The 23,580-nt window shown below is 43.8% G+C and carries 20 protein-coding genes and 1 CRISPR repeat array; of the genes, 6 read left to right on the top strand and 14 right to left on the bottom strand.

Going from position 1 to position 23,580, the window contains the following annotated elements; genetic code table 11:
- The first annotated feature begins 20 nt into the window (after positions 1–20).
- On the top strand, positions 21–647 hold the full coding sequence (locus THEPK_RS01900; protein WP_042697698.1) for a hypothetical protein: 627 nt from the start codon (positions 21–23) through the stop codon (positions 645–647).
- Positions 648–673: 26 nt separating this feature from the next.
- On the opposite strand, the gene THEPK_RS01895 is transcribed toward THEPK_RS01900, so the two are convergent.
- The 7 genes from THEPK_RS01895 to coaD form a co-directional block, all read right to left on the bottom strand.
- Positions 674–973 carry a DUF2103 domain-containing protein gene (locus THEPK_RS01895; protein ID WP_042697695.1) on the bottom strand — a complete coding sequence of 100 codons (300 nt, stop codon included), beginning with the start codon at positions 971–973 and terminating at the stop codon, positions 674–676.
- A 15-nt stretch (positions 974–988) separates the two neighbouring features.
- Positions 989–2,704 carry an archaeosine synthase subunit alpha gene (gene arcS, locus THEPK_RS01890; protein ID WP_042697692.1) on the bottom strand — a complete coding sequence of 572 codons (1,716 nt, stop codon included), beginning with the start codon at positions 2,702–2,704 and terminating at the stop codon, positions 989–991.
- A gap of 3 nt (positions 2,705–2,707) precedes the next feature.
- Positions 2,708–3,610 (bottom strand): coiled-coil protein, encoded by a 903-nt coding sequence (locus THEPK_RS01885; protein ID WP_042700430.1) that lies wholly within the window; start codon positions 3,608–3,610, stop codon positions 2,708–2,710.
- A 181-nt stretch (positions 3,611–3,791) separates the two neighbouring features.
- Positions 3,792–4,634, bottom strand: coding sequence for an SDH family Clp fold serine proteinase (locus THEPK_RS01880; protein ID WP_042697689.1), 843 nt, complete (start codon positions 4,632–4,634; stop codon positions 3,792–3,794).
- 115 nt (positions 4,635–4,749) lie between these two features.
- Entirely contained in the window at positions 4,750–5,697 is a 948-nt protein-coding gene (gene arcC, locus THEPK_RS01875) for a carbamate kinase (RefSeq protein ID WP_042697686.1), read from the bottom strand.
- Between the two features lie 153 nt (positions 5,698–5,850).
- Positions 5,851–7,110, bottom strand: coding sequence for a phytoene desaturase family protein (locus THEPK_RS01870; protein WP_042697683.1), 1,260 nt, complete (start codon positions 7,108–7,110; stop codon positions 5,851–5,853).
- A gap of 4 nt (positions 7,111–7,114) precedes the next feature.
- Complete coding sequence (coaD, locus tag THEPK_RS01865) at positions 7,115–7,582, bottom strand: phosphopantetheine adenylyltransferase (RefSeq protein WP_042697681.1); 468 nt, start codon at positions 7,580–7,582, stop codon at positions 7,115–7,117.
- Between the two features lie 73 nt (positions 7,583–7,655).
- On the opposite strand from coaD, the gene THEPK_RS01860 reads away from it, so the two are divergent.
- The 5 genes from THEPK_RS01860 to THEPK_RS01840 all read left to right on the top strand — a co-directional run bounded on the left by THEPK_RS01860 (position 7,656) and on the right by THEPK_RS01840 (position 13,825).
- Entirely contained in the window at positions 7,656–8,753 is a 1,098-nt protein-coding gene (locus tag THEPK_RS01860; protein WP_042697679.1) for a CGP-CTERM sorting domain-containing protein, read from the top strand.
- A gap of 4 nt (positions 8,754–8,757) precedes the next feature.
- Entirely contained in the window at positions 8,758–10,092 is a 1,335-nt protein-coding gene (locus tag THEPK_RS01855; protein WP_042697677.1) for an acetate--CoA ligase family protein, read from the top strand.
- 25 nt (positions 10,093–10,117) lie between these two features.
- On the top strand, positions 10,118–10,633 hold the full coding sequence (locus THEPK_RS01850) for a flavin reductase family protein (protein ID WP_004067909.1): 516 nt from the start codon (positions 10,118–10,120) through the stop codon (positions 10,631–10,633).
- 485 nt (positions 10,634–11,118) lie between these two features.
- Positions 11,119–12,025: a CRISPR direct-repeat array (repeat unit 30 nt; unit sequence GTTCCAATAAGACTTTAAAAGAATTGAAAG).
- A 58-nt stretch (positions 12,026–12,083) separates the two neighbouring features.
- Positions 12,084–13,061, top strand: a complete 978-nt coding sequence (locus THEPK_RS01845; RefSeq protein WP_042700428.1) for a bifunctional N(6)-L-threonylcarbamoyladenine synthase/serine/threonine protein kinase — start codon at positions 12,084–12,086, stop codon at positions 13,059–13,061.
- A complete protein-coding gene (locus tag THEPK_RS01840) occupies positions 13,052–13,825 on the top strand; it encodes a DUF835 domain-containing protein (RefSeq protein ID WP_052315871.1) in 774 nt (257 codons plus the stop codon). The genes THEPK_RS01845 and THEPK_RS01840 overlap by 10 nt, the downstream gene beginning before the upstream one ends.
- Here THEPK_RS01840 and THEPK_RS01835 read toward each other — a convergent pair.
- From THEPK_RS01835 to THEPK_RS01805, 7 genes are read right to left on the bottom strand one after another with little or no spacing between them, the layout of a single operon-like run.
- Positions 13,822–14,655, bottom strand: a complete 834-nt coding sequence (locus THEPK_RS01835; protein WP_042697674.1) for an NAD(+) kinase — start codon at positions 14,653–14,655, stop codon at positions 13,822–13,824. The genes THEPK_RS01840 and THEPK_RS01835 overlap by 4 nt on opposite strands.
- Positions 14,656–14,659: 4 nt before the next feature.
- Complete coding sequence (locus THEPK_RS01830; RefSeq protein WP_042697671.1) at positions 14,660–15,673, bottom strand: flippase-like domain-containing protein; 1,014 nt, start codon at positions 15,671–15,673, stop codon at positions 14,660–14,662.
- Positions 15,673–16,824, bottom strand: a complete 1,152-nt coding sequence (locus tag THEPK_RS01825) for an RsmB/NOP family class I SAM-dependent RNA methyltransferase (protein WP_042697669.1) — start codon at positions 16,822–16,824, stop codon at positions 15,673–15,675. The genes THEPK_RS01830 and THEPK_RS01825 overlap by 1 nt, the downstream gene beginning before the upstream one ends.
- Before the next feature lie 8 nt (positions 16,825–16,832).
- Entirely contained in the window at positions 16,833–17,345 is a 513-nt protein-coding gene (locus THEPK_RS01820; RefSeq protein WP_042697667.1) for a DUF3201 domain-containing protein, read from the bottom strand.
- A gap of 47 nt (positions 17,346–17,392) precedes the next feature.
- Positions 17,393–18,280 carry an LEA type 2 family protein gene (locus THEPK_RS01815; RefSeq protein ID WP_042697664.1) on the bottom strand — a complete coding sequence of 296 codons (888 nt, stop codon included), beginning with the start codon at positions 18,278–18,280 and terminating at the stop codon, positions 17,393–17,395.
- A 33-nt stretch (positions 18,281–18,313) separates the two neighbouring features.
- Positions 18,314–21,082: a COG1361 S-layer family protein gene (locus THEPK_RS01810; RefSeq protein WP_042697661.1), complete on the bottom strand. Its 2,769-nt coding sequence runs from the start codon at positions 21,080–21,082 to the stop codon at positions 18,314–18,316.
- Positions 21,079–23,325, bottom strand: coding sequence for a hydrophobe/amphiphile efflux-3 (HAE3) family transporter (locus THEPK_RS01805; protein WP_042697658.1), 2,247 nt, complete (start codon positions 23,323–23,325; stop codon positions 21,079–21,081). Before THEPK_RS01805 ends, THEPK_RS01810 begins: the two co-directional genes overlap by 4 nt.
- Between the last annotated feature and the right edge of the window lie 255 nt (positions 23,326–23,580).

Here is a 23,580-nt window from a genome sequence, read left to right as displayed (position 1 = left end):
CAAGTTTCTGGGTGAGAAAAATGGCGTATTTAATAATAGAGCATCTTGAAAAGCTTGGAGATTGGGTTCTGCTTGAGTATAAGCATGCAAGCGAGTGGTGGGGAGATAAACTCATCTTCACAAACGTTTTGCCAGAGGAGAGGGAAGAACTCGCCAAACTCGGCGGAGTTATTTCACAAAGCGTCACCGAGTTTCCGTTTGATCGCTCAAAGATGATAATCCTTGACCCCTTTGCTGAAGAGGAGCTTAAACCGGAGGACATAGAGGAAGACACGATTATAGTTGTAGGGGGAATTCTTGGGGACTTTGAGTTCACAGGAAAGACGAAGAAGTTCATAACTTCAAAGATCGAAGGGGCCAAGGCAAGAAATATTGGAAAAGTTCAGTTCTCGATAGATGGTTCAGCGATAATTGCAAAACTCATAGCGGAAGGAAGAAGACTGGAGGAAATAGAATATGAAGAACATCCAACTATAAAGCTCGATGAGTTCAGCGAGATAACCCTCCACTACGCGGTACCCAAGATTAACGGAAAGCTTTTGCTCACTCCCGGCCTAATAGAACTTCAGAAAAAGGAGCTCGGGTATGAAGAAGGCATAAGCGATGAAGAACTCATAGAGTTCTTTGAAGGAAAAAGAGAGCTGTAAAGGGCCTGTACACTCCCCAATGCTGTTCAATTCTTCTTCCACTCCTCCGCAAGCTCGTCTATCTTCTTCCAGACAAATTCCCTCTGCTCCCTATCCACAACGAGAAAAACCTCCTGCACAGAACCATCACTCTTTGCAACGAGCTTTAGACCTGCATGGGTTTCCCTCGTTACTTTTATCTCAAAGCCCCTTGAGTCGCTGGCATATATTCTCCCCGGAATTACTTTCTTAACCTCCGGAATGCTGGCTATCTCCTCAAGCGGCTTCTCAATCCCCTTGAGGAAATGATGCTCCCTCTTTACTCCTCGCTTGAAATACTTGGACATAGAGGCCACCGAGAATCATAATTTCTTTCTCACCTTCACAGCAACGCCTCTCTTTGCTTTCACCATCTCCTCTCCGCTGAGAACGGCTTTTCCAACGCCGACGACTTGTTCGTCCCTCACAACGCCAACAATGTCATCCGGGCGTATTTTGCCATCTGCTTCATTAACCCCAACGGCAAAAACGTCTCCCCTGAGATCGAAGTCAATCTTCACGTAATAGCTCTTCGTTGCATCGTAGATGCGCTGCATGCCAAAGGGCGTTACACTTATCACGCCGTCTTGGTAAGTTCCAGTTTGCTCATTGCCTATGAGAATGCGGAGCATTTTGGAACCTATGATTCTAGCATCCTCTGGAAGAACTGCTTCTCCAGCGCCCAAGCCAAAGTAGAAGTCAAACACTTTCCTTATGTTCTCGTAGAAGCGGTATGTCCTGTCTTCCTTTCCAGCAGCTAATTCAATGCCAAGTTCTTTTATCGTCTTCTTTAAGCCATCCAAACTTTCCTTACTTGTTGTGCCGTTTTTAACTGGAGTAAAGATTATCTCCCTTCCACTGACCTCGCTGGCTATTTTAGCAACGTCTACATAAGCTTCGTCCAGGTGGGCAATTATCGGAATCCTCTTGGGGTATTTCTCCAGAGCATTAGCTAAGAGCTCAGCCGCGGAGATTATCTCTTCTTCACTCCAGTGACCCGTAACTACAATGTCGTATTTGGCTAACCACTCCCACTCCCTCGGCACGACTCCAAAGGGAGACGTAAGGATGAGCTCGTGTATTCTGTATATTCCATTCCCAAGGGCTTCCTTGAGAGCTTTTCTGTAAAGCGTGTGAGAGCGCGAGTGGGAATAGGGCTTTTTAGCTGAGCATGGGAAAAGGAAGAGCACTTCAGCGTTTTCAGGGGGCTTAAATCTCTCAACTACTCTCTGCCTCCACCTCACTACTTCCGGCCTGTTCTGGGAGGCATCGCTTATGAAGTACACAGTCTCCTTTTGTATTGGAGTGTATTTTTCAAGGTAATCCCAGTTTTCCTTGTCGGCTATCCTCAGTATCCCGGCATGAGCTTGGGTGTAGAAAAAGTTCTCAACCAGATAGCGAAGCTTTCCTTCCTCAAGAGCCTTTTTAACAAGCTTTATAACCTCTTTAGCGAATTCCAGAGAATTCTCCTTCTCCTCCCAAAGTATTGGGGAGAACTGCGTAAAGCCCTTCTTGTGGAAATCGTAGAGCTTCAAGGAACGGGTATCAAATGCATCAATGCCGAGATAAACAGCCAGGGGGTAGAAAAACGGCTCAAGGTCAGTAATTAGCAACAAATTGGGATCTTTTTCCCTGATAAGTCTAACGGCTTGAACAAATCTCCTGTAGTCTTTTACAAAGATTTTTGCATTCCCTATGTAGAGGGCATCGAAGGAATACTGAGAGAGAACATTGTCAAGGAACTCCTCGATGTACTCAAGGTTCCTTACAACAGGGACATAGAGGGCGTTGAATTTTGAATAATCAACGTTGTACAGCCTGCTCAGGGCTTTCTCTACTATTTCTCTGGGAGTATAAAAACTGAGGGGAATTGAAGGGGCAAGGTTGAAGTCATATTCCCCAAACTCTTTAGGATAGAAGTAAGAATTGAACGGCGAAAGAGTAAAATCTACCCCTGCCAAAGCGGGTGTTTCAAAGGTTTTTCCATTAAGCTTAACTAACCCAAGCCTTCCTGGACCTTCGTGCTTTACTATTTCCATGCTTCACACCAGATTGTATCTCTGGAGCAACAGGAGCTCGTCCAAGGTAAGCTTTTCACCACGCTTGAACTTTTCAAGAGCCTCAACTGCCTTTTCGAATGTAGCGTCTTTCTTTGATCTCATCCTTGCAACCATCTTATACGCTATAAGTTCCTTGTGCTTCTGGTCAAACTCGAATATCTTCTTCTCTACATCCCTGAGAGCCAGCCTCACTTCTCTGATCTTATCTCTGAGCTCGACAACCTTCTGGTGGTACTCATCGGCTTCTTTTTTAATTTCATCAGCTTGCTGGTATGCTTTTAACATCTGCTCATGGAACTGCTGGCTCTGGTTTGCGAGCTTCTGTATTTCCATCCCTATCGCTCTTCTTGCTTTTTTCAGGTTTTCAATCTTCTTTCTTGTTTCTTGGAGCTTCTTGTGGAATCTATCAGCTTGCTGGAGAATTTCAAGCTCTGTAGCCAAAACCTGAATTTGATCGACTATCTGCTTTTCTCTCTCGGGAGTGATGTTTGGATTGGTCTGCAGTTCCCATTCGAGCTTTTCAATTCTCTCCTCTATCTTCTCCTTTGGCATTCTCAGTCTTCTCAGCTGTCTGTATTCGTCCCTCTTTGCCTTGTACTCGAGAGCTTCTTGATAAAGAAGGTCGAGCTTGGCGTTTATCTCGTCCCTGTTCTTCTTAAGCTCCTGAATCTGCTTGTTGATTTCATCCCTCTTTGCTTTATACTCTCTTGCCTTCTCTCTTAACTGCTTTACCTCGTTGTTCTTCTCATCTCTTTTTTGTATCCAGATATTCAGCTCCTTTTGGAGCTGTTCCAATCTCTCTTGGATTTCCTTTTTCTCTCTTTCTAAAGCCTCTATTTCGGCTTTTATCCTCTTAATTTCCTCTGGGTCTACTTTCACTTGCATGGTCTCTTCCCCTTCCTCCATTTTAGAATAGTTGATCATAATCTCACCCTGATTTAAGCCTAACTAAAGGGATGTAAAAACCAAATAAAAACTTTTTGGCTGAGATCCGAAATTATTCACCAGAACTGGGAACCAGTGTTTAACTTTTCAAAAAGGATGTGAATAACAAAAATTTGCTCAGCTAATCTTTTCCTTGTTGCTTTACCGGATAAGGCATGAACTCTACAGTGCCTCTTTGCTTTAAAGGTTGTTTGTAGAGCTCCATTAAAGCATAAACCTCTTCTGGAACGTCTGTTTCAACGTGAAGACCGAGTTCCTTTGCGTGCTCAACAGTTATTGGGTAGTCGTGAGTCCATCTTCCCTCGGTTAGTATTTGAGCCAGTTCTCTGGCTTTCTCTTCACCGTATTTGTCCTTCAAGAGATTGTACACAAACTCCTGAACTTGATTTATTGCCTTCTTTGCCACATCAGCGAGGATAAGAGTTTGATCATCAACCTTCTCTGCGCCTTTTTGTTCAACAGCCCTTATTATGCTCGGCGCTGGATACTGGCCCAGCTGTGGATCCACCGGTCCTAAAACGGCGTGAGGATCCATTATTATCTTGTCAGCGGCTAATGCTATTAATGTCCCACCGCTCATTGCGTAGTGCGGCACTATTACCCTTGTCTCAGCGGGATGGTCTTTCAAAGCCTTCGCTATCTGTGTTGCTGCCAGAACTAATCCTCCAGGGGTGTGAATAATCAAGTCAATTGGCTTGTCTTTTGGAGCCATTCTAATCGCTCTGAGAATTTCTTCACTATCTTCTATGCTAATAAACTTGTACACAGGGATTCCAAAGAAACCTATGCTTTCCTGCCTGTGAATCATTGTTATCACTGTGGAATTCCTCTTTTTTGCCAGCTTTTCCAGCAGCTTTGCCCTCGCAATCTGTAGCTGTCTGTACTGGAGCTGAGGCCCCATAAGCAAATAGAAAACCAGTATCCACCATATCAGCGAACCTATGAACCCGCTTAGTGGATCCATGACATCACCTCCTAGACACTCCTAAAACTTATATTGGAGTTCAATACTCTTAAGCTTTTAGTTAAGCAAAATTAGAAGCAGAATGCTGCAGATTGGAGTATAAAAAAGAGAAAAATCACTTAACTACTTGGGTGCCTGTTTTTCCTTCTAAGGCTTCAACGGCTTTGTCTAAGGCGGCAATTACTGCCCTTTCCCCGCCCCATTCGACGAATCTTATTGCTGCAAGAACTTTCGGCCCCATGCTACCCTTCTTAAAGTGCCCTTCTTCATAGTACTTCTTGAGCTCATCAACCGTAACCCTTCCAAGCCACTGCTCGTTTGGTTTGCCATAGTTAATTGCAGCACCATTAACGTCAGTGAGAATCATGAATATGTCAGCATTAACCTCCTCGGCAAGCTTCTCTCCAGCCAAATCCTTGTCGATAACTGCCTCCACGCCTTTGAATTCCCCATTCTCCTCAATAACCGGAATTCCCCCTCCACCGGAGGCTATGACTATGAAGCCTTTCTCCACTAAATCCTGGATTATCGGAGCCTCGACGTGTCCAATTGGATCCGGTGAAGGAACGACTCTCCTCCATCCTCTCCCAGAATCCTCTATGACAACCCAGCCCTTCTCCCTGGCAAGCTTTTTGGCAGTCTCTTCATCATAAAACGGTCCCACAGGCTTTGAGGGATTCTGAAATGCCGGGTCGTTCTTGTCAACAATCGTTTGGGTAACTATCGTTGCCACCGGCTTGTTTATGCCTCTCTTCCTAAGCTCATTAATTACCGCCTGCTGTATCATGTAACCAATCTGTCCCTGACTCATTGCACCGCAAACGTCCATGGGTTGAGCGGGAATACCATACATATGCTCTCCAGCATCCTGTTGAAGGAGAATAGCTCCAACTTGAGGCCCATTGCCATGAGTTATTACAACTTCATAATCGTTATCAAGGATGATATCAACGATTTGCTTTGCAGTTTTTCTCACATTCTCCATTTGCTCTTCATAAGTCCCCTTTTGTCCTCTCTGCAGAATAGCATTCCCGCCCAAAGCTATGACAACCCTCTTCCTCATATTGCTCCCTCCAGCACTGGTGTATAAAGTTAGACCTTAGCGAATTAAAAGGGTTTCTTAGTCATAAAATAGTTCTTTTAGAAAAAACTTCGAAAAATAATTGAAAGAGCTTGCAAATTTAAAGATTTCTAAGAACTCTCTTTGCTGTTTTGATTAGAGGTACCACTCGCTAAACCTACCAATGCCAAGGTTTTCAAGGGTTTTCATGACGCCGAGGGCTATTCCTTCCACCTCTATGCCCCCCTCTCCTTTGTTAGCATCCCCAACTATGTAGACGTTTTCGAGCGGAAAGTCAAGATGCATTCCAGAGGCTACTCTGTTAACGGGATTTCTGTCTAGGTAAGTTTGAACCATTAGAACTTCGCCCTCTTTGTCAAGCTCCGGGAAGAGATAATAGAGATCCTCGAGGCCAAGCTTTTGCTCTTTTTTTACATCTTTGCTCCTTAGGGCTTGATGCGTCATGATGAGGGTGTAGCCATCTCTTGCAAGCTCCGGCGTTAATGCTGAAGGCTCGTTGTAGCCGTTTATTCTTTTGGTGTCTAAGGTAAAGACAACCGTGTTGCCTATTCTGGGCTTTCCTTTCAAGGCGACGTTGATTTTAATTCCCTCAGCAGGCTTCAAAGAGTCCACTTTTTTCAGGTACTCCCTGTCAAATTTGTTCCGTCCAAAAAGCTCCACTGTTTCTTTTATTCCGATGTTTGAGATGAGCACATCGTAGGGGTATTCTTCACCGTCTGCAGTTATTACCTTGTTTTCATCGATTTCAACAGCCTTCTTTCTGGTTATTATATTTCCTCCGTTCTCTCTTACAATTCTCGCAAGTTCTTCCGTTACAGCTTTGCATCCGCCCTTTATTAGCCCCGGACCTCCCCATTTCAACGTTGCCTTTATCTCCTTAGCCAGCTCTATCGCCGGGACTTCTTCTGGAGCCAAGCTGACTGCCCAGCCAAGAAAGCTCTTTATGAAAAGGTAAACAAACTCGTTGTCCCCAATCTTCTCTTCGAGCCATTCCCAAGAGCTCATGTTTGCATCTTCGCCAGTTGGAAGTTTGTTTGCCTTTACCTCCGCAAGAAGCTTCATCGCCTTGGCCTTCTCTTTGAGTGAGAGGTGCTTCCACCCCTCTCTGTAGTGGTAAAGGTTCCCATCAATGAAGAACTTGCCCTTCGGATCGGAATTCACTATTTCAACATTGGCGTTCAAAAGCTTCAGCAGATGAGCTAAAGGACCATCTTCTCCATGAGGCACCATATGGAGAGCTCCAGTAGACAATTGAAAGCCCTGATAGTTGAGGTTCGTGAATCTACCTCCAACAAAAGGAGCTTTTTCCAGAACCGTTACTTCATGCCCGGCTCTTGCTAAAAAGGCACTTGTCAAAAGCCCTCCAAGTCCAGCCCCAATTGTGACCACTCTCATTTTATCACCTCTTTGGATTTCCGAAAGGATCTATAAGACCGGCCCTTATTAGGGAAGAGCTTATTTTATCTCCAAGTTTGCTTTTGACCAGCTTTATGGTAACAATGTCGAGAGGTTTTAGACCTTTTTCCATTCTCGCCCTGTTAACTAACAATGCACCCTTGTACGTTTCTTCACTGACGACTATCGCTTCTAAGCTCTTCAGCCTGTCGGCAAAGCCTATTGCGCTGTGGATTTTCATTATCCTGTAGTTTTTGTATCTATTTGTCTCAAAAAACTTTACTAAGTCCCGCAATCTGATTTCATAAGGAAGAATTTTTTCAGCATAAGGTTTGTTCTTTATCATTTCATCGGAAGTTAGACCAACATAGACGTACTTGCCCACTTCAAAAGCCTTTCTAAGCAAGGCCTTATGGCCTAAATGGAGCCTGTCAAAAGTCCCCCCAACCACAACTTTTCTGTATTTCCTCATCGCTATCCCTCTCTACCATCTGAACCAATAAATTTTTGTATTACCATTTGAAAAAGTTTTGGAGGTGGTAGAAATGAAGAGAGGTGCGTGGATTCTAATCACGGTTATGCTGTTAGCATCGTTTTCTCAGGTTTACGCTTATGAAAATCAACACCTCTTCAACATTGACATCTACATGACCATTTATCCGAGCGGAACGGCTTTGGTTAAGATCAACACCCAGCTCAAAGATCCATTCTATCTAAACTACTTCGAAAATCTTTCCCAGACGAATCCAGAAAGGGCAGAAAAAGAATTTCACGACTTTGTTTACTCATTAATATACGGCAATTTTAAGAGGGAAGTGGAGAAGCAAACCCAGGAGGCATTGGTAGTGGTGCCTGAAGAAGGCCCCGTAAAATTGGGGAAAAACTGGAGTGCGGTCGTAACTTTTAAAATATACAACTATCTTGTGGAGAAAAACCAAACACTGCAGAGCTCAGTTTATGGACCTATGCAGTTTTTGTTCAAAAATAGGGTTTTTGAATACAGTTGGAGAAAACTTAAAATTGTTCTTCCAAAAGAGGCTTATCTCATAAACCTCGCCCCAAAGCCAAATGAACTTGTAGAAAATGTCGCATCATGGGAAAACGGCTACTATCTTCCAATAGTTGTGATAACCTTCGATTCTTCGGTATATGAAGCCATTATGAACAAGACATCAGAAAATACCACCAAATTCGTTCCTTTCGACGAGTTTCTGGCAAAAACTGCAAAGACTATCCAGCTCTATTACGACCCGCTAAGCGGACTTGTACAGTTTAATGCAACCTTTGAGGGGGTTAATGCCACCAGCTACCATGAAACAAAAATCAGGGAGGAGTTCACCAAAACCCTGGATATTCAGGATATAAACTCAAAGATTGAAGGCAACAAAGTGCTTGTATGGGGAAAAGCAAAGCCAAAAGTAGACTACAAAGAAAGTTTCACCACGAAAACATGGAGCGCAAACATAACATTGCCTTTCAGATTTGACAACGTAAGCGTCAAAGCCCCAACCGGTTTAGAGATTAAAGAGCACGAAACAGACGGCAAAAACATTATTATCGTTGTAGAGCAGAAAAAGGGTGTCTGCGGCCCTGGGCTTATTTTGCTGATAGCTTTACTCCCGGTGTTAGCAAAGCGGAGGTGACCCGATGGACTTTTTCTTTTATCCTTCATCCGCAGCAGTATTTGGCTCCTTCAAGCAGGGTGCAATAGCTTACGAAATACTGAGGAACATAGTTGAAGGGGGCTTTAAGGGAGAAGTTATTCCAGTGAACCCCAAAGGGGGAGAAGTCGAAGTAGCCGGGAGAAAACTTAAAATTGCAGAAAAACTTGAGAAAAATGTTGATGTCGCTATAATCGCAATTCCCGCAAAGTTCGTTCCTTCTCTAATTGAGGAGATTGGAGATAAGGTTAAGGGAGCAGTGGTTATAAGTGCGGGGTTCAGCGAAGTTGGTAACGTTGAGCTTGAGAGGGAACTAGTTGAAAAAGCCCGAAAGAAAGGAGTACGGATCATTGGCCCAAACTGTGCCGGCATTTTTGGAGTCCATGCAGAGTTCTTTGGCTCGTTTGAGGTCAGGGTCAAGAAGGGAGGATTAGCCTTAATATCCCAGAGCGGAGCCTTCGGCGGTGCGGCCCTTGCTATGGGGAACGAAGAAGGGATAGGGTTCTCTGCCTTTGTCTCTTATGGGAACGCGGCTGATTTGACGGAAAGTGACTTCTTGAGATATTTTGCCGACGATGAAAACACCAAGGTTATAGCCCTATACATTGAAGGCGTAAAGGACGGTAGGAAGTTCATCGAAGCTTTGAAATACGCCACTTCCAAAAAGCCCGTGATAGTCCTCAAGGCCGGAAAGAGTAAAAGCGGCAGCAGAGCAGCCCAGAGCCATACCGGAAGTCTGGCCGGAAGTTATGAAATTTACAAAGCTGCTTTCATGCAGTTCGGTGCAATAGAGGTTGAAGAGATGGAGGAGCTCTTTGATGCGGCAAAAATCTTTGAGATGTACGAGAGCGGAGGGGAGAGAATAGCCATAATAACAAATTCCGGTGGCCCTGGAGTTTTAGCTACCGACAAAGCCGAAAAGCTGGGACTAGAGATTGCAAAGCTTGAAGAAAAAACCGTAGAGGAGCTCAAAAAATTCCTGCCTCCACAGTGCTCAACAAAAAATCCAATTGACCTGATAGCAGATGCAGACTACGAGAGGTACAAAAGAGCTATAGAAGTTGTTTCCAGGGATAAAAACATTGATGCACTGCTAGTTATTTGCGTTCCGCCGATATTCATACCGAGTGAAGAGATAGCAAAGGCAGTCATAGATGCCAAGTGCGACAAGCCAGTTGTGGTCAATTTTATGGCCGGAGAACTTGTAAAAGAGGGTGTGAAGCTTTTAAATACCTGCGGTATCAAAAACTTCCCGACACCGGAGAGAGCAGCCAAAGCCCTCTACTGGCTTAGTTTGAGAAAGGCTTTTAAAACGAAGTAGAAAAAGACACATAGGGGTGAGAACGATGCATCACTTGATTTATCCAATGAGAACATACCTGATAGTCTCAGGACAGGGAGAGGAAACAAACGTTATGGCAGCTGACTGGGTAACAGTCCTTTCTCACAAGCCGCCTCTGGTGGGAGTGGCAGTTTCTCCAAAAAGATACACTCACCGGCTGATCTCAAAATACAAGGAGTTTGTTATCAGCGTTCCGGGCTTGGAAATGCTCAGAGACGTCTGGATTGCGGGAACAAAGAGAGGACCCTCAAAGCTTAAGGAGATGAACATAACCCTCGTCGACTCCACAAAAATAGCTACGCCGAGCATAAAAGAGGCATTAGCAAACATAGAATGCAAAGTGGTTGATGCCAGGGATTATGGAGACCACACATGGTTCGTTGGCGAAGTTGTTGGTTATACCTACAAAGAGGAAGCATTCAAGAACGGAAAGCCAGATGTTATGAGCGCAAACTTCCTCGCACATGCAGCGTGGACTGACTTCGTTACCTTCGAGAAGAAGATTTACAAGTCAGAATAATTGCAAAATAGCACGTTATCATGTTTAAATTTTCTCTTTTTGGATTTTCTGCCCTCTGAAGGATTAATTTTGAGTTCAAGGCTCTAAGAATGCTCTGGAAGTCTTTAGTAACTGAAGGTTACTATTAAACAAAAGGTTACAAAAATTTTAAAAGTTTATAACGAAATTTTTTCGAAATTCTAAACAAAGACTTTTTAGGACTTCTTTGGTATCCTCTCCTCATGGAAATTTAACCATTTTTAGTTTAAGGCGTTTTTGTGAGCTTATTTTTGATTTAAGCTCCTATTTCGCCTCTGGAAGTCTCATGAACATTCTTGAGCATTGACAAAAAGGAGGAGTTTCAAGTGTGGTTGAGTTTCAAGGTTTCTCTCAAGGGCTCGAATTCGAGCTTTCTGAGGGGAGTTTTATTGACCCTTTGAAGAAAAGTTTATAAGATTCGGGCCTTCTAATTACTCTTTGAGGAGTTTAGAGGAAAAATCGCCCCTGTTCCAATAAGACTTTAAAAGAATTGAAAGGCGTGGCTTTTTCGTGGAAGAAGTTTAAGCACCGTGCAAGTTCCAATAAGACTTTAAAAGAATTGAAAGCTCTTTGACAATTTCTTGTTTAAGTTCCTCTTCAAGGTTCCAATAAGACTTTAAAAGAATTGAAAGTAAGGTGGGGTACGCGATGGCGGGGGGCGGGGGCGCGTTCCAATAAGACTTTAAAAGAATTGAAAGCAAGCTTGCTTAGTTCCAGCTCCCTGCTATCTTCCAGGTTCCAATAAGACTTTAAAAGAATTGAAAGAGGTCGTCAAAAAGGCAAAAATACAGCATGTAAAGAAGTTCCAATAAGACTTTAAAAGAATTGAAAGTATGCAAAAAAATATATAACAATTGCGGTGGTTGACACGTTCCAATAAGACTTTAAAAGAATTGAAAGCGTTGCCTGGCTATTGCTCACGCTCTGGGGGTGAGAAAGTTCCAATAAGACTTTAAAAGAATTGAAAGTGATATAGAGGATAAAGACCTTGCTATGGTTTGTTTACTAAGTTCCAATAAGACTTTAAAAGAATTGAAAGTTTTTTGTTATGCTCATTATATAATATGTGTCTGCAGGTTCCAATAAGACTTTAAAAGAATTGAAAGAGTTGCAAAAACTCCAGCCTTGCCCTGCTTTCCTGAGTTCCAATAAGACTTTAAAAGAATTGAAAGTTTCACACTCACACAACAGATGAGTTAAACGCTAAAGGTTCCAATAAGACTTTAAAAGAATTGAAAGGATAAAGTATTAGCAGAGCTTCAAGAAATATTTAATGGTTCCAATAAGACTTTAAAAGAATTGAAAGTTCAAACCTTACCACCTCTTTCATTACCAACACCTCCTGTTCCAATAAGACTTTAAAAGAATTGAAAGAAAAAGAGTTGGACAGTTATGAACAACACTTTTAAACCTCACCAGCTACTCTATTTTGATGATAGCGTTAGGAATTGAGGGGACTGCACACACACTTGGCATAGGGATTGTGACGGAAGATAAGGTTCTCGCCAACGTATTTGATACTCTAACAACCGAAAAAGGTGGCATACACCCAAAGGAAGCCGCTGAACACCACGCAAGGCTCTTAAAGCCCCTTTTGAAAAAAGCCCTTAGAGAGGCTAAAATCAACATTGAAGATGTTGACGTAATTGCTTTTTCTCAAGGGCCAGGACTGGGGCCGGCTTTGAGGGTTGTGGCAACAGCCGCGAGGGCTTTGGCTATAAAATACAACAAACCCATTGTCGGGGTCAACCACTGCATCGCCCACGTGGAAATTACGAAGATGTTTGGAATAAAAGACCCGGTTGGCCTCTACGTAAGCGGGGGCAATACTCAGGTTCTTGCATTAGAAGGCGGTAGGTACAGAGTATTTGGGGAAACCCTCGACATAGGCATAGGCAACGCCATAGACACCTTTGCCAGAGAGCTCGGCCTTGGGTTCCCGGGCGGCCCAAAGATAGAAAAGCTCGCTCAGAGAGGGGAAAAATATATTGAACTCCCCTATGCAGTTAAGGGCATGGATCTAAGCTTTTCTGGAATTTTAACGGAGGCAGTTAGAAAATACAAGACCGGGAGGTACAGAGTTGAGGATTTAGCGTATTCCTTCCAGGAAACGGCTTTTGCCGCTTTGGTTGAGGTTACCGAAAGGGCTGTGGCCCACACAGGTAAGGAAGAAGTAGTCCTTGTGGGAGGAGTAGCAGCAAACAACCGCCTGAGAGAGATGCTCAAGATAATGTGCGAAGACAGAGGCGTGAAGTTCTTTGTGCCGCCTTATGACTTGTGCAGGGATAACGGAGCGATGATAGCCTACACCGGCTTAAGGATGTTCAAAGCAGGCATAAAGTTCGACCTTGAAAAAACAGTAGTCAAGCAGAAGTTTAGGACCGACGAGGTGGAGGTAACGTGGGAATAGGAGTGCTCCTCCCAATTGTCCTTTATGATGTGACTCTTCTCTTTGCAGTGGGTTATGTGTGGTTGTTCTTCCTCAAGCGCTGGAACCGCTATACTGCGGAGCTAAAACCGTTAATACAGAAGGCTGCGATATTTCTATCCATAGCTCTTCTCGGTCGTTTTATTGATCTCGTAACTGACTTTTATTCTTCTGTTTATCAGGAGGGGATTTTAACACTCTTATACGGGATTTCGATCTTAGGAGTGATATATACCATGGTTTCCTACGTACAGACCCTAGAAAAGTCCTACATCCCAATAACTAAAGCTTCAACTTCTGGCCCTCAAATCGAGAATGGAATGCATGGAGCTTATATCGTCTCTGGCTCCAAAGAGAGACTCACAGAGATAACAAAGCTTCTTAAGGAAAGGACGTCTCCCGCATTGATATTCACACGCTCACCTGAGTTCTACCACAGTTTAAGTGAGTTTGCCACAACCGTCTGGATTACTGGGGCCACTGACACCGGAATCTCACCAACGAAGCTCCATGTTATACAGGATATGGCTATACAATTTGCGAAAGAAGCTAAAGGTGCCGTTATTGTAATAGACTGTATCGAATACCTCCTCCTGTACAATGATTTTCCAAGCATCTTTAAGTTCCTAGCCAGCCTTAAAGACCACCTTCTTATGCTCAACGCCTCCTTAATTGTGACCGTTGACGAAAATGCCATCGACCAAAAGGAATACCGCCTCCTCCTCAACGAATTTGAGCCCCTCTAAAACTTCTTCTTTATCTTTAGGGTGTATTTTGGATAGATTCTCTTCGAGAACCTCACAAACTTCGTCTTCCTTGGGGATTTCTCAACCCTTATTCTCAAATGCGGAGGTAGCTGGGTGTAGAACTGTCCATCGACGGCAAGGATAACATCCCTGTCCGTCAGCACCTCTATCTCGATTGAGGAACGGTCCGGAACAACGAGGGGCCTTGCGGTAAGGGCAACGGGAGCCAACAGGACAAGAATAATAGCATGCAGGCGAGGATCAACTAAAGGGCCGCCAGCTGCGAGGGCATAAGCCGTTGAGCCAGTAGGTGTTGACACTATAAGCCCATCGGCCCTTATCTCCTCGGCAAGCTCTCCGTCGATGTAGTACTTGAGATGAGTTATCTTGCCCGGAATTCCCGTTAAAACTGCAACTTCGTTAAGTGCATCCGGTATGTTATCAAAGCCTTCAACAAAAGTCCTGAGTTTCATCCTCTCATCTATAAAGTAATCGCCCTCAAGAACCCTCGAAATAGCAAAGAAAGTCTCAGCAGGTTCAACTTCAGCCAAAAAGCCTAAAGTACCCATGTTTACTGCCAGAATAGGGATATCCCTGGGAGTTTTGTGCTCAACCCTCAAAACAGTCCCATCTCCTCCAATTACTATCATCATGTCAACATCCATTTTCTCAAGGGGAATTACATCTTCAGGAGAAAAATGTGGAAAATTCTCATGGGCTTCTTCATCAACGTAAACCTCGTAACCACTTACCTTGAGAAAGTCGTATACCCTATATGCAAGCTTTAAAGCCTCCTCACGGTCTCTTCGAGCGGCGATTCCAAACTTCATGATCTCACACTCTACCCTTGCTTAGCTTTGCACCAAGATAAACGCTCAATCCCCCCCCAATAATCGTTGGGAGCCAGAAGGATATAAACCTATCTAAGACCGTCGCAGTGACAGCCAAGCTTTTATCAATCTTTAGACTGAGGTAGAGGGCTGAGTTAACTGCTTCCGTTATTCCCACCCCCCCGGGGAGAATGCTTATCATCCCCAGGGCAATACCGGCCATTTGAACCATTAGAATTTTTTGAAGTTCAAGACGATACCCAATGCTTTCGAAGACAAAATAAGTTCTGAGAAGCATGAATCCCCAGAGTGCCAAAGAATAGAAGAGGGTTTTGCCCAGCACAACCGGATCTTTGGAAAGCTCCAAAAAGGTCGTCCTAAAGTCAGTTATAGATTTTTTGAGCTTTTCTTCGAGCGTTCCCTCCACTCCTGCAAACTTTTCAGGGAATATGCGCTTTATAAGTGCTGTTATTTTGTTGAGCACGCTAAAGGCCAAACTTTCATTCAGAGATATCAAGAGGCTTATAGCCACTATCAGAAGGAGTACTATTGTTGAGAGAGAAAGAACGGACAGCAAAAGCTTTACCTTTAACGAGAGGGCATACTTGAACGCGACAAGAGTGAAAAGCAGAACCGGAACAACGTCCAAAATCCTGTCAGCCATTATGGTGGCAAAAACCTGACCATAACCACCGTTGGACTTTTTGGTTATCACGTACATTCTAGCTGGCTCCCCTCCCGCCCTAGCACCTGGAGTTAAGTTGTTTGCAAATATCCCAACCATGGTGGCCATTATAATGTCCTTTATCCGAACCCTCACTTCGGCTCTTTTTAGAAATATTCTCCACCTAAAAGCCCATGCAAGGGTTGCAAGAATTTGCATAAGCAATGCCAAGAGAAAATATTCAAGCTTAGCCTCCATCACAAGCTTCAGCGTTTCCTCTACTCCTGCCCACCATATAAGTACTGCTATAACCCCAACCCCAATCAAAATCATAAAGGAGTCTCTCTTTTTCATCAGCCCACCTTCCTCAGTTTTGCAATGAAGAAGCCCTGAGTAAGGTGCTTGTGAGGGTAAAAGCGCTGAACTTCGTTTATCCCCAATCCAGGTGAGCCTATGAAGATTTTCTGCTCCTCAAGCTTCAGCCCCTTCTTTATCATGTAAAGCACGTTCCCTTCGTTTTCTTCATAGCTCAAGGTACATGTAGAATAGACCAGCACACCTCCTTTTCTAAGGCTTTTTATTGCGGCGTTTATGAAGTGTCTCTGATACCTTGCAGTAGCCTCGATGTCCTTTGGCGTTCTTGTCTCCCAGAGCTTTGGTCTCACTCCCAAGGCTGTGCATGGGGCATCTAAGAGGATTTTATCAGCCTCAATTCCAAGGTCTGGCAGATTTCTCGAATCCATTTGAATAAGCTTGACGTTCTTCACGCCAAGTCTCTTCAGCTCTTCCTCCATTTTGGCTAATCTGTTTTTTGATTTGTCTATAGCTATTATTTCCCCCCTGTTTTCAAGGAGCTGTGCTATGTGAGACGTCTTTCCCCCCGGAGCAGCCGCCATATCAACTATAAGGTCTTCTTCCTGTGGCTCCAGAATATGGGCAACAACCATGGAAGGAAGGCTCTGGGCATAAAAGTAGCCTTTTTCATAGGCTTTTAATTCACTCAAGCTCGGCAGTTTGAACTTAGGCAGAGTTACTTCGACAGCTATTCCTCTCGTGGCAATAACCATTTCCTTAGCACTCATCTTTGCAATGCCTATGCCCACAAGGAGCCCCCTTGGATCTCTGATTTGAACTTCATCTCCTTCTTTTATTCCTCTATCGGCCTTTAATACGCCGGGAGCATAGAGCTGGGCACCCTGGTAAACGCTCTCCGCCGCAAACTTATTTGCGACAACCGTTGGCAGCTTGGGGTTATAATCATCGGGAAAATTCGGCCCTTCCCTCTCGAAATAGATACCCTCCTCAAGGTAGGGACTTCTTTTTGGTTTTAACCCTTCTTTTCTAAGCTCTTCCATGAGCTTCTGCCGACTTATCTTAAGCGTGTTGACCCTTATGTAGTACTTTTCTACCGGCTCTCTCAGCTTTTTCATGATCTCCTCAGCTTCACTCCCGAAAAGGTCGTGATAATACTTCTGCAGTTCTTCAGGAAACGCTTCCCGGTACATGGAACCACCTAAATCTCAAGGATTTTGTACTTCTTTGCAAGTTCTATAAATTCAAAGAGCTTGTTTTCAATATCCTGACTGTCTTCTGCCTCAACTTCAAGTTGAAAAACTTTTTCTTGGCTTTTTTCTATCTTTTCGTAAACTTCATCGAGGTTTCTTGGAAAGTTGTGATTGTAGATGTCCTCCAAAAAGTTCTCCGTTCCGTAGATGTAGCTCTGTGGGAATTTTTTGATGAACTCAACGATGAACTCTCTGGTTATTTTTTCCTTTGGAACGGCAAACACAAAGTAGAAGCTCTGAATCGTCGCTCCCAATTCTCCTTGAGGCTTTATCTCAAAAGCAGGATGAGGATAAAGCATCTCTCTCCACTCACCCTCAAGGAAAATGTACGCGTTGAAAACTTCCTCTACAGGCTCCACCTTAAAGCCAAGAGGCCTGAGCTTCTCTCTCAGCACCTCGTTTAACCTAAAAATCTCGCCCCAGATTTTGTTTAAATGATTGTGGACTTCAAGCAGATTCACACTCTCACCTCCAAGGAAAAATAGAAGGAAAAATTTAAAGGTTTAGGTCATCTGAGAGCAAGGTTCAGCTGTTCTATTATGTTCGTTTCAACCCTTTTCTCGACTTCTGGGAGGGGAATCTCTACTTCTCTGTTAAGCACTTTCACAGCAAGGGTAAGCTTCAGGGTTATCTCACTTCTCTCTCCTCTCTTTATGTGTTCTGCAAGTACCTCTGGAAGAACTTCTGTGTCAACCACTGTTCTTATTTTTGCTATAGCTCTGCCGTTTGCAGGGATTACAACGTTCTCAACGAGTTTTCCTTGTGCCACCTGGTAGCCGTTAGCATCTATGTAATATTTAATTCCAAAGAGGGGCAGAGGAATAGGGTTAGGATTGTAGAGCTTCACATCACTTAAAATCTCAATACCGTTTTCATCAACTTTTCCCCACTTAGAGGGCATTCCTTCAACTGCGGGAGTTTTTATTAGGTCTCCAGAGCTCTCTATTGTTACGTTGCTGATGTAGCTTAACAAATTAGTTTCAAATGGATGCGAAAAGCTTCCCCTTATAATTGGAAGGCCAAATATTGAACCTCTCACTCTTATCTCAATATCACTCTGCTCTCCGTTTCTTATGTGCTCTTTTAGGGCTTCAATAATCTCTCTGTTTTTGAGAACAAGCACACCCCTTGCACCGTCATCCAAAAACCCAACCTTTAGGTCTTTCAGGGTGCCCACCTTTACTCCAGCCAAGTACAAATCTGCTTCGTCAATAGCTATTGAGACGGGAAGAGGTTTCCCGAAATACACTGTTGTTTCCAGTTCCATGGTGTTTTCATCAACATATCCCCATTCAGCTCTTATTTGAGGAGTTAAAGTAATCAGCGCATAACCTAAGTAAGCCACCCAGAGAAACACAATAAGTCCGATTGCTCCAAGTATTTTGCCTACACCCATAACTCTCACCTAAAAATTAAAAAGGTTGAGAGCTTAAAAGGGTTTGCCACCTTTTTTCCCTTTCCAATACGTCCATAAGATTGCTACTAAAGCTAGAATCCCAACAAACACCCCAACGGTTCTCAGGCTCCTTCTTGTCTTTGTATTTTCTTTAACGGGAATCGTAATTGATTCCTCAAAGACGTACACGTTGTCGTCTCCGCTTTCCTTATCACCAACTGCTCTGATTCTCACTTGAACGACGTAGTCTTTGGGGATGGCGTTGTTTGCTATGCCCAACTCCAAGACGCCTTCCCCTTCCTTGCCCGGATCAAGAGTTCCAATGTAATCGGATCTCTTTGATAGCGTAAAGGGCTGATCGGCTTTTACAACGCCTTCTATTATCACATTTTCAGCCTGTTCTCCTCCAACGTTCTTGACCCTTATGTACACAAGCACTTCTTCACCCTGCATAGGTGTTTTGTCAAAGCTGACCTTCTCGACAGTTATTTTTGGTTTTTCGTTCACTATTACTGGTATCTTGATCGTATCCTCCTTAACATTGCCTGATGAGTCTTTGTATTCTATCTTTACTGGAATCTCGTACGTTCCACCCTCTGCCCACTCTCCAACGTTCACTCTGAAGCTCGCCTTTGCTGAGTCTCCCTGCCGTAGGGTGCCTATGTTTATTATCTGCTCGCTCGTCTCACTTAACTCAAATGGATCCTCGGGCATTGGCTTTAGAATTACATAACGAGCACTTCCACTGCCTATGTTTTCCACTTCAAAGTTTATCTCTACGTTGTTCGTTCCAGCCAAAACCCTGCTAGGAGACGTTGAGACCTTTGAAATTATTAAGTGCTCCCTGCCGAGAATTGGTATGCCAATTAACCTATCGTCCGTTAGTTTTTCATCATTTGGTGTGCTAAGATACTCCAGCGAAACCTTTAGGGGATAAATACCGTTTTCGAGCCTTTCATTTGCTTTTAAGTGAAACTCCAGAATCTTCTCTTCTCCCGGGGCTAGCTCAGGCAAGTACTTTATGTTATCCTCTCCAATGGGCAGGAAAGCATTGATGTTCTCCCTAGCGAGCTGTTCCATTATTTGGTTTATGGCAATTTGAAGGTTTTCGCTCATGCTCTGGCTTCCCTGTATTGGGAGGTTCTGAAGGGAAGATAGATCGACTTTCGTAACTTCTCCAGGCGCATTTACTTCACTCGGTTCTATTCTGAAGGAAAAGGCCCTTGCTCTCTCTTCGCCTACGTTTTTCACCTTTACCTTAAGCACAAACTCGTCTCCAGGCTCTATTGCTTTTGGATCCATTTCGACACTCTCAATCTCAATAAAGGCTTGATTTCTTCTCACAACTTGAATTGAAAAGTCAAAGGTCTGCTCTCTCTGCTCCTTGGAATCGCCGCTGTAATATGTAACTTTCAGTCGTATCGGATAGCTTCCTGTGGAGGCGTCTTCGCTCACATGAAGCCTGAACTTATACTCCATGACCTTGTTGGTGTTTACTGTATAAGTAAAGTGCTGTTTTGTTGTGTTATCGATTAATATCGCTCCATTCTGGAATTCTAATGAAGGAGAGAGATCAACAAGAACCTCCTTCGCCGGCTCGAAACCGAGGTTCCTGAGAGCTACGGTTACCTCAAAATCCTCCCCCGGGTGAACTACTTCAGGTTTTTCAATGTTCTCTATCTCAAAAGTTGCTTCCCCCTCCCGAATTACAGTTATGGAGAAATAATTAAAGCCCTGCAGCATTTGTAAATTCTCTCCTCTCTGCACGTGATATGCAAGTGAAATGTAGAGGGGATAAATACCTGGATCAATGTTTTCATTTACCTTGAACCTGAATTCAACGACTTTCTCCTCTTTTCCGTCCAGATATTCTATGTACTTCACTGCGCTATCTACCGGCAAAAGAACACTCTGCACAACTCCGCTCTGAGATGCAACTTGGGCTATTACCTCACCCATCCCTCCACCGGAAGGGGCAAACGAAACAGGGGTTGGGGACACAACTACCGTGATGAACTTTGCTTTTAAAGCTCCCTCGTTCTTTATGTGGACTTTGACAGTAATTTCATCGCCCGGTCTGACCTTCTCTGGAGTTTCAGCCCATGCCGTAAGGTATGCCGGTATCATTGAGGCTTTCCATTCAGAAGGGCCGCTTATGCTTATTCTTGCACCATTTGGATAAATCTGAAGGGCTGTAATAGATACCTTTTCCCCATCAACCTCAACTTCTATGGTCTCGTTTTCGCCTATGAGGCTTATATTGGGATAAGTGATCGTCATGAGAAGGTCTTCTTTTGATATACCCAGCTCGGGATGCTCTTCGACGGTTTTGAACACCGCATCCACGATTTCTTCTTGGGACGCGCTGTTAAGCCACAAATAGAATTCGACGGTTTTGAACACCGCATCCACGATTTCTTCTTGGGACGCGCTGTTAAGCCACAAATAGAATTGGGCGAGCTCTACAGGATTTGTTGTGTTGTAGCCAAGGGTTTCTGCCATTGCGTAGAGGAATGTTGTGTTTGTGAGAAGCTCTTGTATTTTTTCCGGATTAGGAACTTTTATTGACGCGTAATCCATGTTAAGTACTTTGTTGTCCTTTAAAATGAGTATCATAGCTTTGTATTGGTTCTCAACGTAATCTTTCTGTACATCTTGAAGGACGACTACAAGTGGACCCACAAGTATTGAATCTCCTTTGTTGAGATAACCCTCAAAGAGAAGCGCTTCTTCACCCATAACAGGGTTAAAACTGCTCATGACAATCAGCAGTCCCAGTATGAGTCCAAGATGTTTTCTCATTTTTCCTCACCCCTTATCTTTTTTCCATAAAACAGCTGGAGCAAAGCAGGTGTTACCGTGAAAGCGGCAAACATTGAAGCGAGGATTCCAATTGCTAAGGTTTTTCCAAAGTCGTGTATTGCGGTGAGTTCTCCACTGAGCAAAGCTAAAAATCCTCCAGCTGTCGTTAGAGCTCCAACCAAAATTCCGGGGCCAACTCCTTCAACGGCAGAGATTATGGGATACGGATTGCCTTCCCTAAGTTCTTCCAAAAACCTGTGGGTAAGGTGCATTCCGTAGTCAACTCCAAGACCAACTATCATCGAAATAACACCAGCTAAAGTTTGAGTGAAAGGTATGCCCGCGAGCCCCATGTAACCAACGGTCCAAAGGGCACCAAGGAACATGGGCAGTACCATTGCAATCGAAACCAGCGGCCTTCTGAAAAGCAGTACAACTACCAGCACAACAAGAACGCTACCGTATGTAGATATCTTGCTGAGCTCTTGATTTGTAAGACCATCTAAAACGTAGTCCAAATACCAATCACCAGCGGGTCTTATCTCAACTCCCGGAGGAAAGTCTGCACTTTTTGCCTGCTCTTCAAAATAGTGCATGATAGCCCTAAACTCCTCTGGATTGGCCCCACCAAAGTTCCCCTTCAGCTGTATTAGAGTCATTGAGTAGTCGTCATTTACAGGGGCTCCCCCCTCTTTTATTGCCTCCTTTATTTTTTCCTTGTCTTCGGGAATGTAGCCATATTTTCTGACAACTACATCCGCTATGCTGTTAGTCTCAAAGACGTTGTTGTAATGAGAGTCGGCAAGTATCTCCTGCTCAAAGCGATAAATAGCCCTGACTACTGATGGGTCTCTCACATCATCTGCCTTCACTATAAAATCCACCTCATCTTGACCACCAAACTCATATCTAACATCCTTCATAGCCTCAATTTCTGGTATGCCTTCGGGAATCATTTTCTCAAGTCTAACCTCCGTTGTTACCTGAGTTAAGCCATAAAGAAACACGAGAGTCATTAGGGAAACAGCAAGCAGAGTTGTTTTTGGATGTCCCTTAATGATCCTGCCAAGGGTGTTAAAGGACTTAGCAATAGAACCAGAATGTGCCCTTATCTCAGGAACCTCATGTTTTCCTTTGATTTTCCTCATAATATCCTCGTAGAGGATTATAAGTGAAGGGGTTATTACAACAGCGTTTACCGCCGCCAAGCTGAGACCCATTATTAGGACAAAACTCAACCTGCGAAGGGAAGGCAAAATTGAAAGAGCCAACGCAGAAAATCCAGCTATAGTTGTCAAAGCCGCTCCCAACAGGGCTTTTCCCGTCTCCGCCACAGCTTCTTCCGCAGCTTCTTCAATACCGCTACCTTTTTTCCTCTCCTCAAAATAACGGTTGGTTACGTGAACGCCGTAGTCAATACCCATTCCAACTATCATTGCCCCAACCACGGCAGTTACCATGTCTATTGGAATCCCGAGAAGACCCATAAAACCGAGGGTCATCGTTACGCCAAATACTAGAGGTATCAAGGGCAGCATTGCCCTAAAAACTGACCTGTAGAAGTAGATCAACAGAAAAGCCACGAAAAGAAGGGCAATTGCCATCGTTCTACTCAAATCACTCTGAAGCATCGCCAAAATCCTGTGTGCAATTCCAATTGTTCCCGTCTGAATGACTTCTACATTTTTTGGAAACCTTACCTGGTTTATATCCCTCTCAATGTCCTCATAAATTCTCTGCACCGCTTGAGAACCAGAGCCGGCTGTAAGGGTGGCTATCACCATTGTTGCTCTGTAATCAGAACTTATTAACCCCTGCAGGGCTTCTGGAGGCAGGGTATTTAAAACGAATTTAACCTCTTCTTCGTTTTCAGGCAATCTACCAAGAATTTGAATAAAAATATCAGCAATGCTCATTGTGTTCGTTACGTATTCATGCTCCCTTAAACGCTCCTCGAGTTCGTAGATTGACTTTATCACCTCGGGGTCTCGGATATCGTAGACACCACCCTCTTCGATAGAAGCCACCTTAACAATTATAAGAGCAGAATCGCCGCTTTGAAATTCATTTTGGAGTGTCAAATAGTCCCTCACCGCCGGTAAATCTTGAGGGAGCTGTTTAGTAAGGTCACTCTCAAATTCTAGCAACTGAACTCCGTATAGAGAGAGAATTAGCAAGAATATGGCTATCAATGAAAATGCCACCCTGTATTTCACTATTATCCTCGCAAGCTTTTTGAGCATTCTCTCACCTCTAGACTTTTGAACTTTCGGAATTTTCCGAAAGATTTTGAGGATATTGCTTAAAAACTTTACTGAAAGAGGGGCGTGTTTATAGTAACCTTTATTAGGGTTTTTGCTGAATTCTTTCGGGTGGTTGTCGTGATCCCCAGATGGGATCACAGACTCAAAGACCCTGAAAGCGTGGCATTCGCAATTCTTGACGTTTTAGCAGACTTCGAATCAGAAGGAAAGCTGAAGAACCTGCCAAAATCCAAA

This window comes from Thermococcus sp. PK, from assembly GCF_000430485.1.
GTDB classification, from domain to species: domain Archaea; phylum Methanobacteriota_B; class Thermococci; order Thermococcales; family Thermococcaceae; genus Thermococcus_A; species Thermococcus_A bergensis.
Note: the sequence above shows the minus strand (reverse complement) of the source record. Positions and strands in the feature narration are given on the sequence as shown.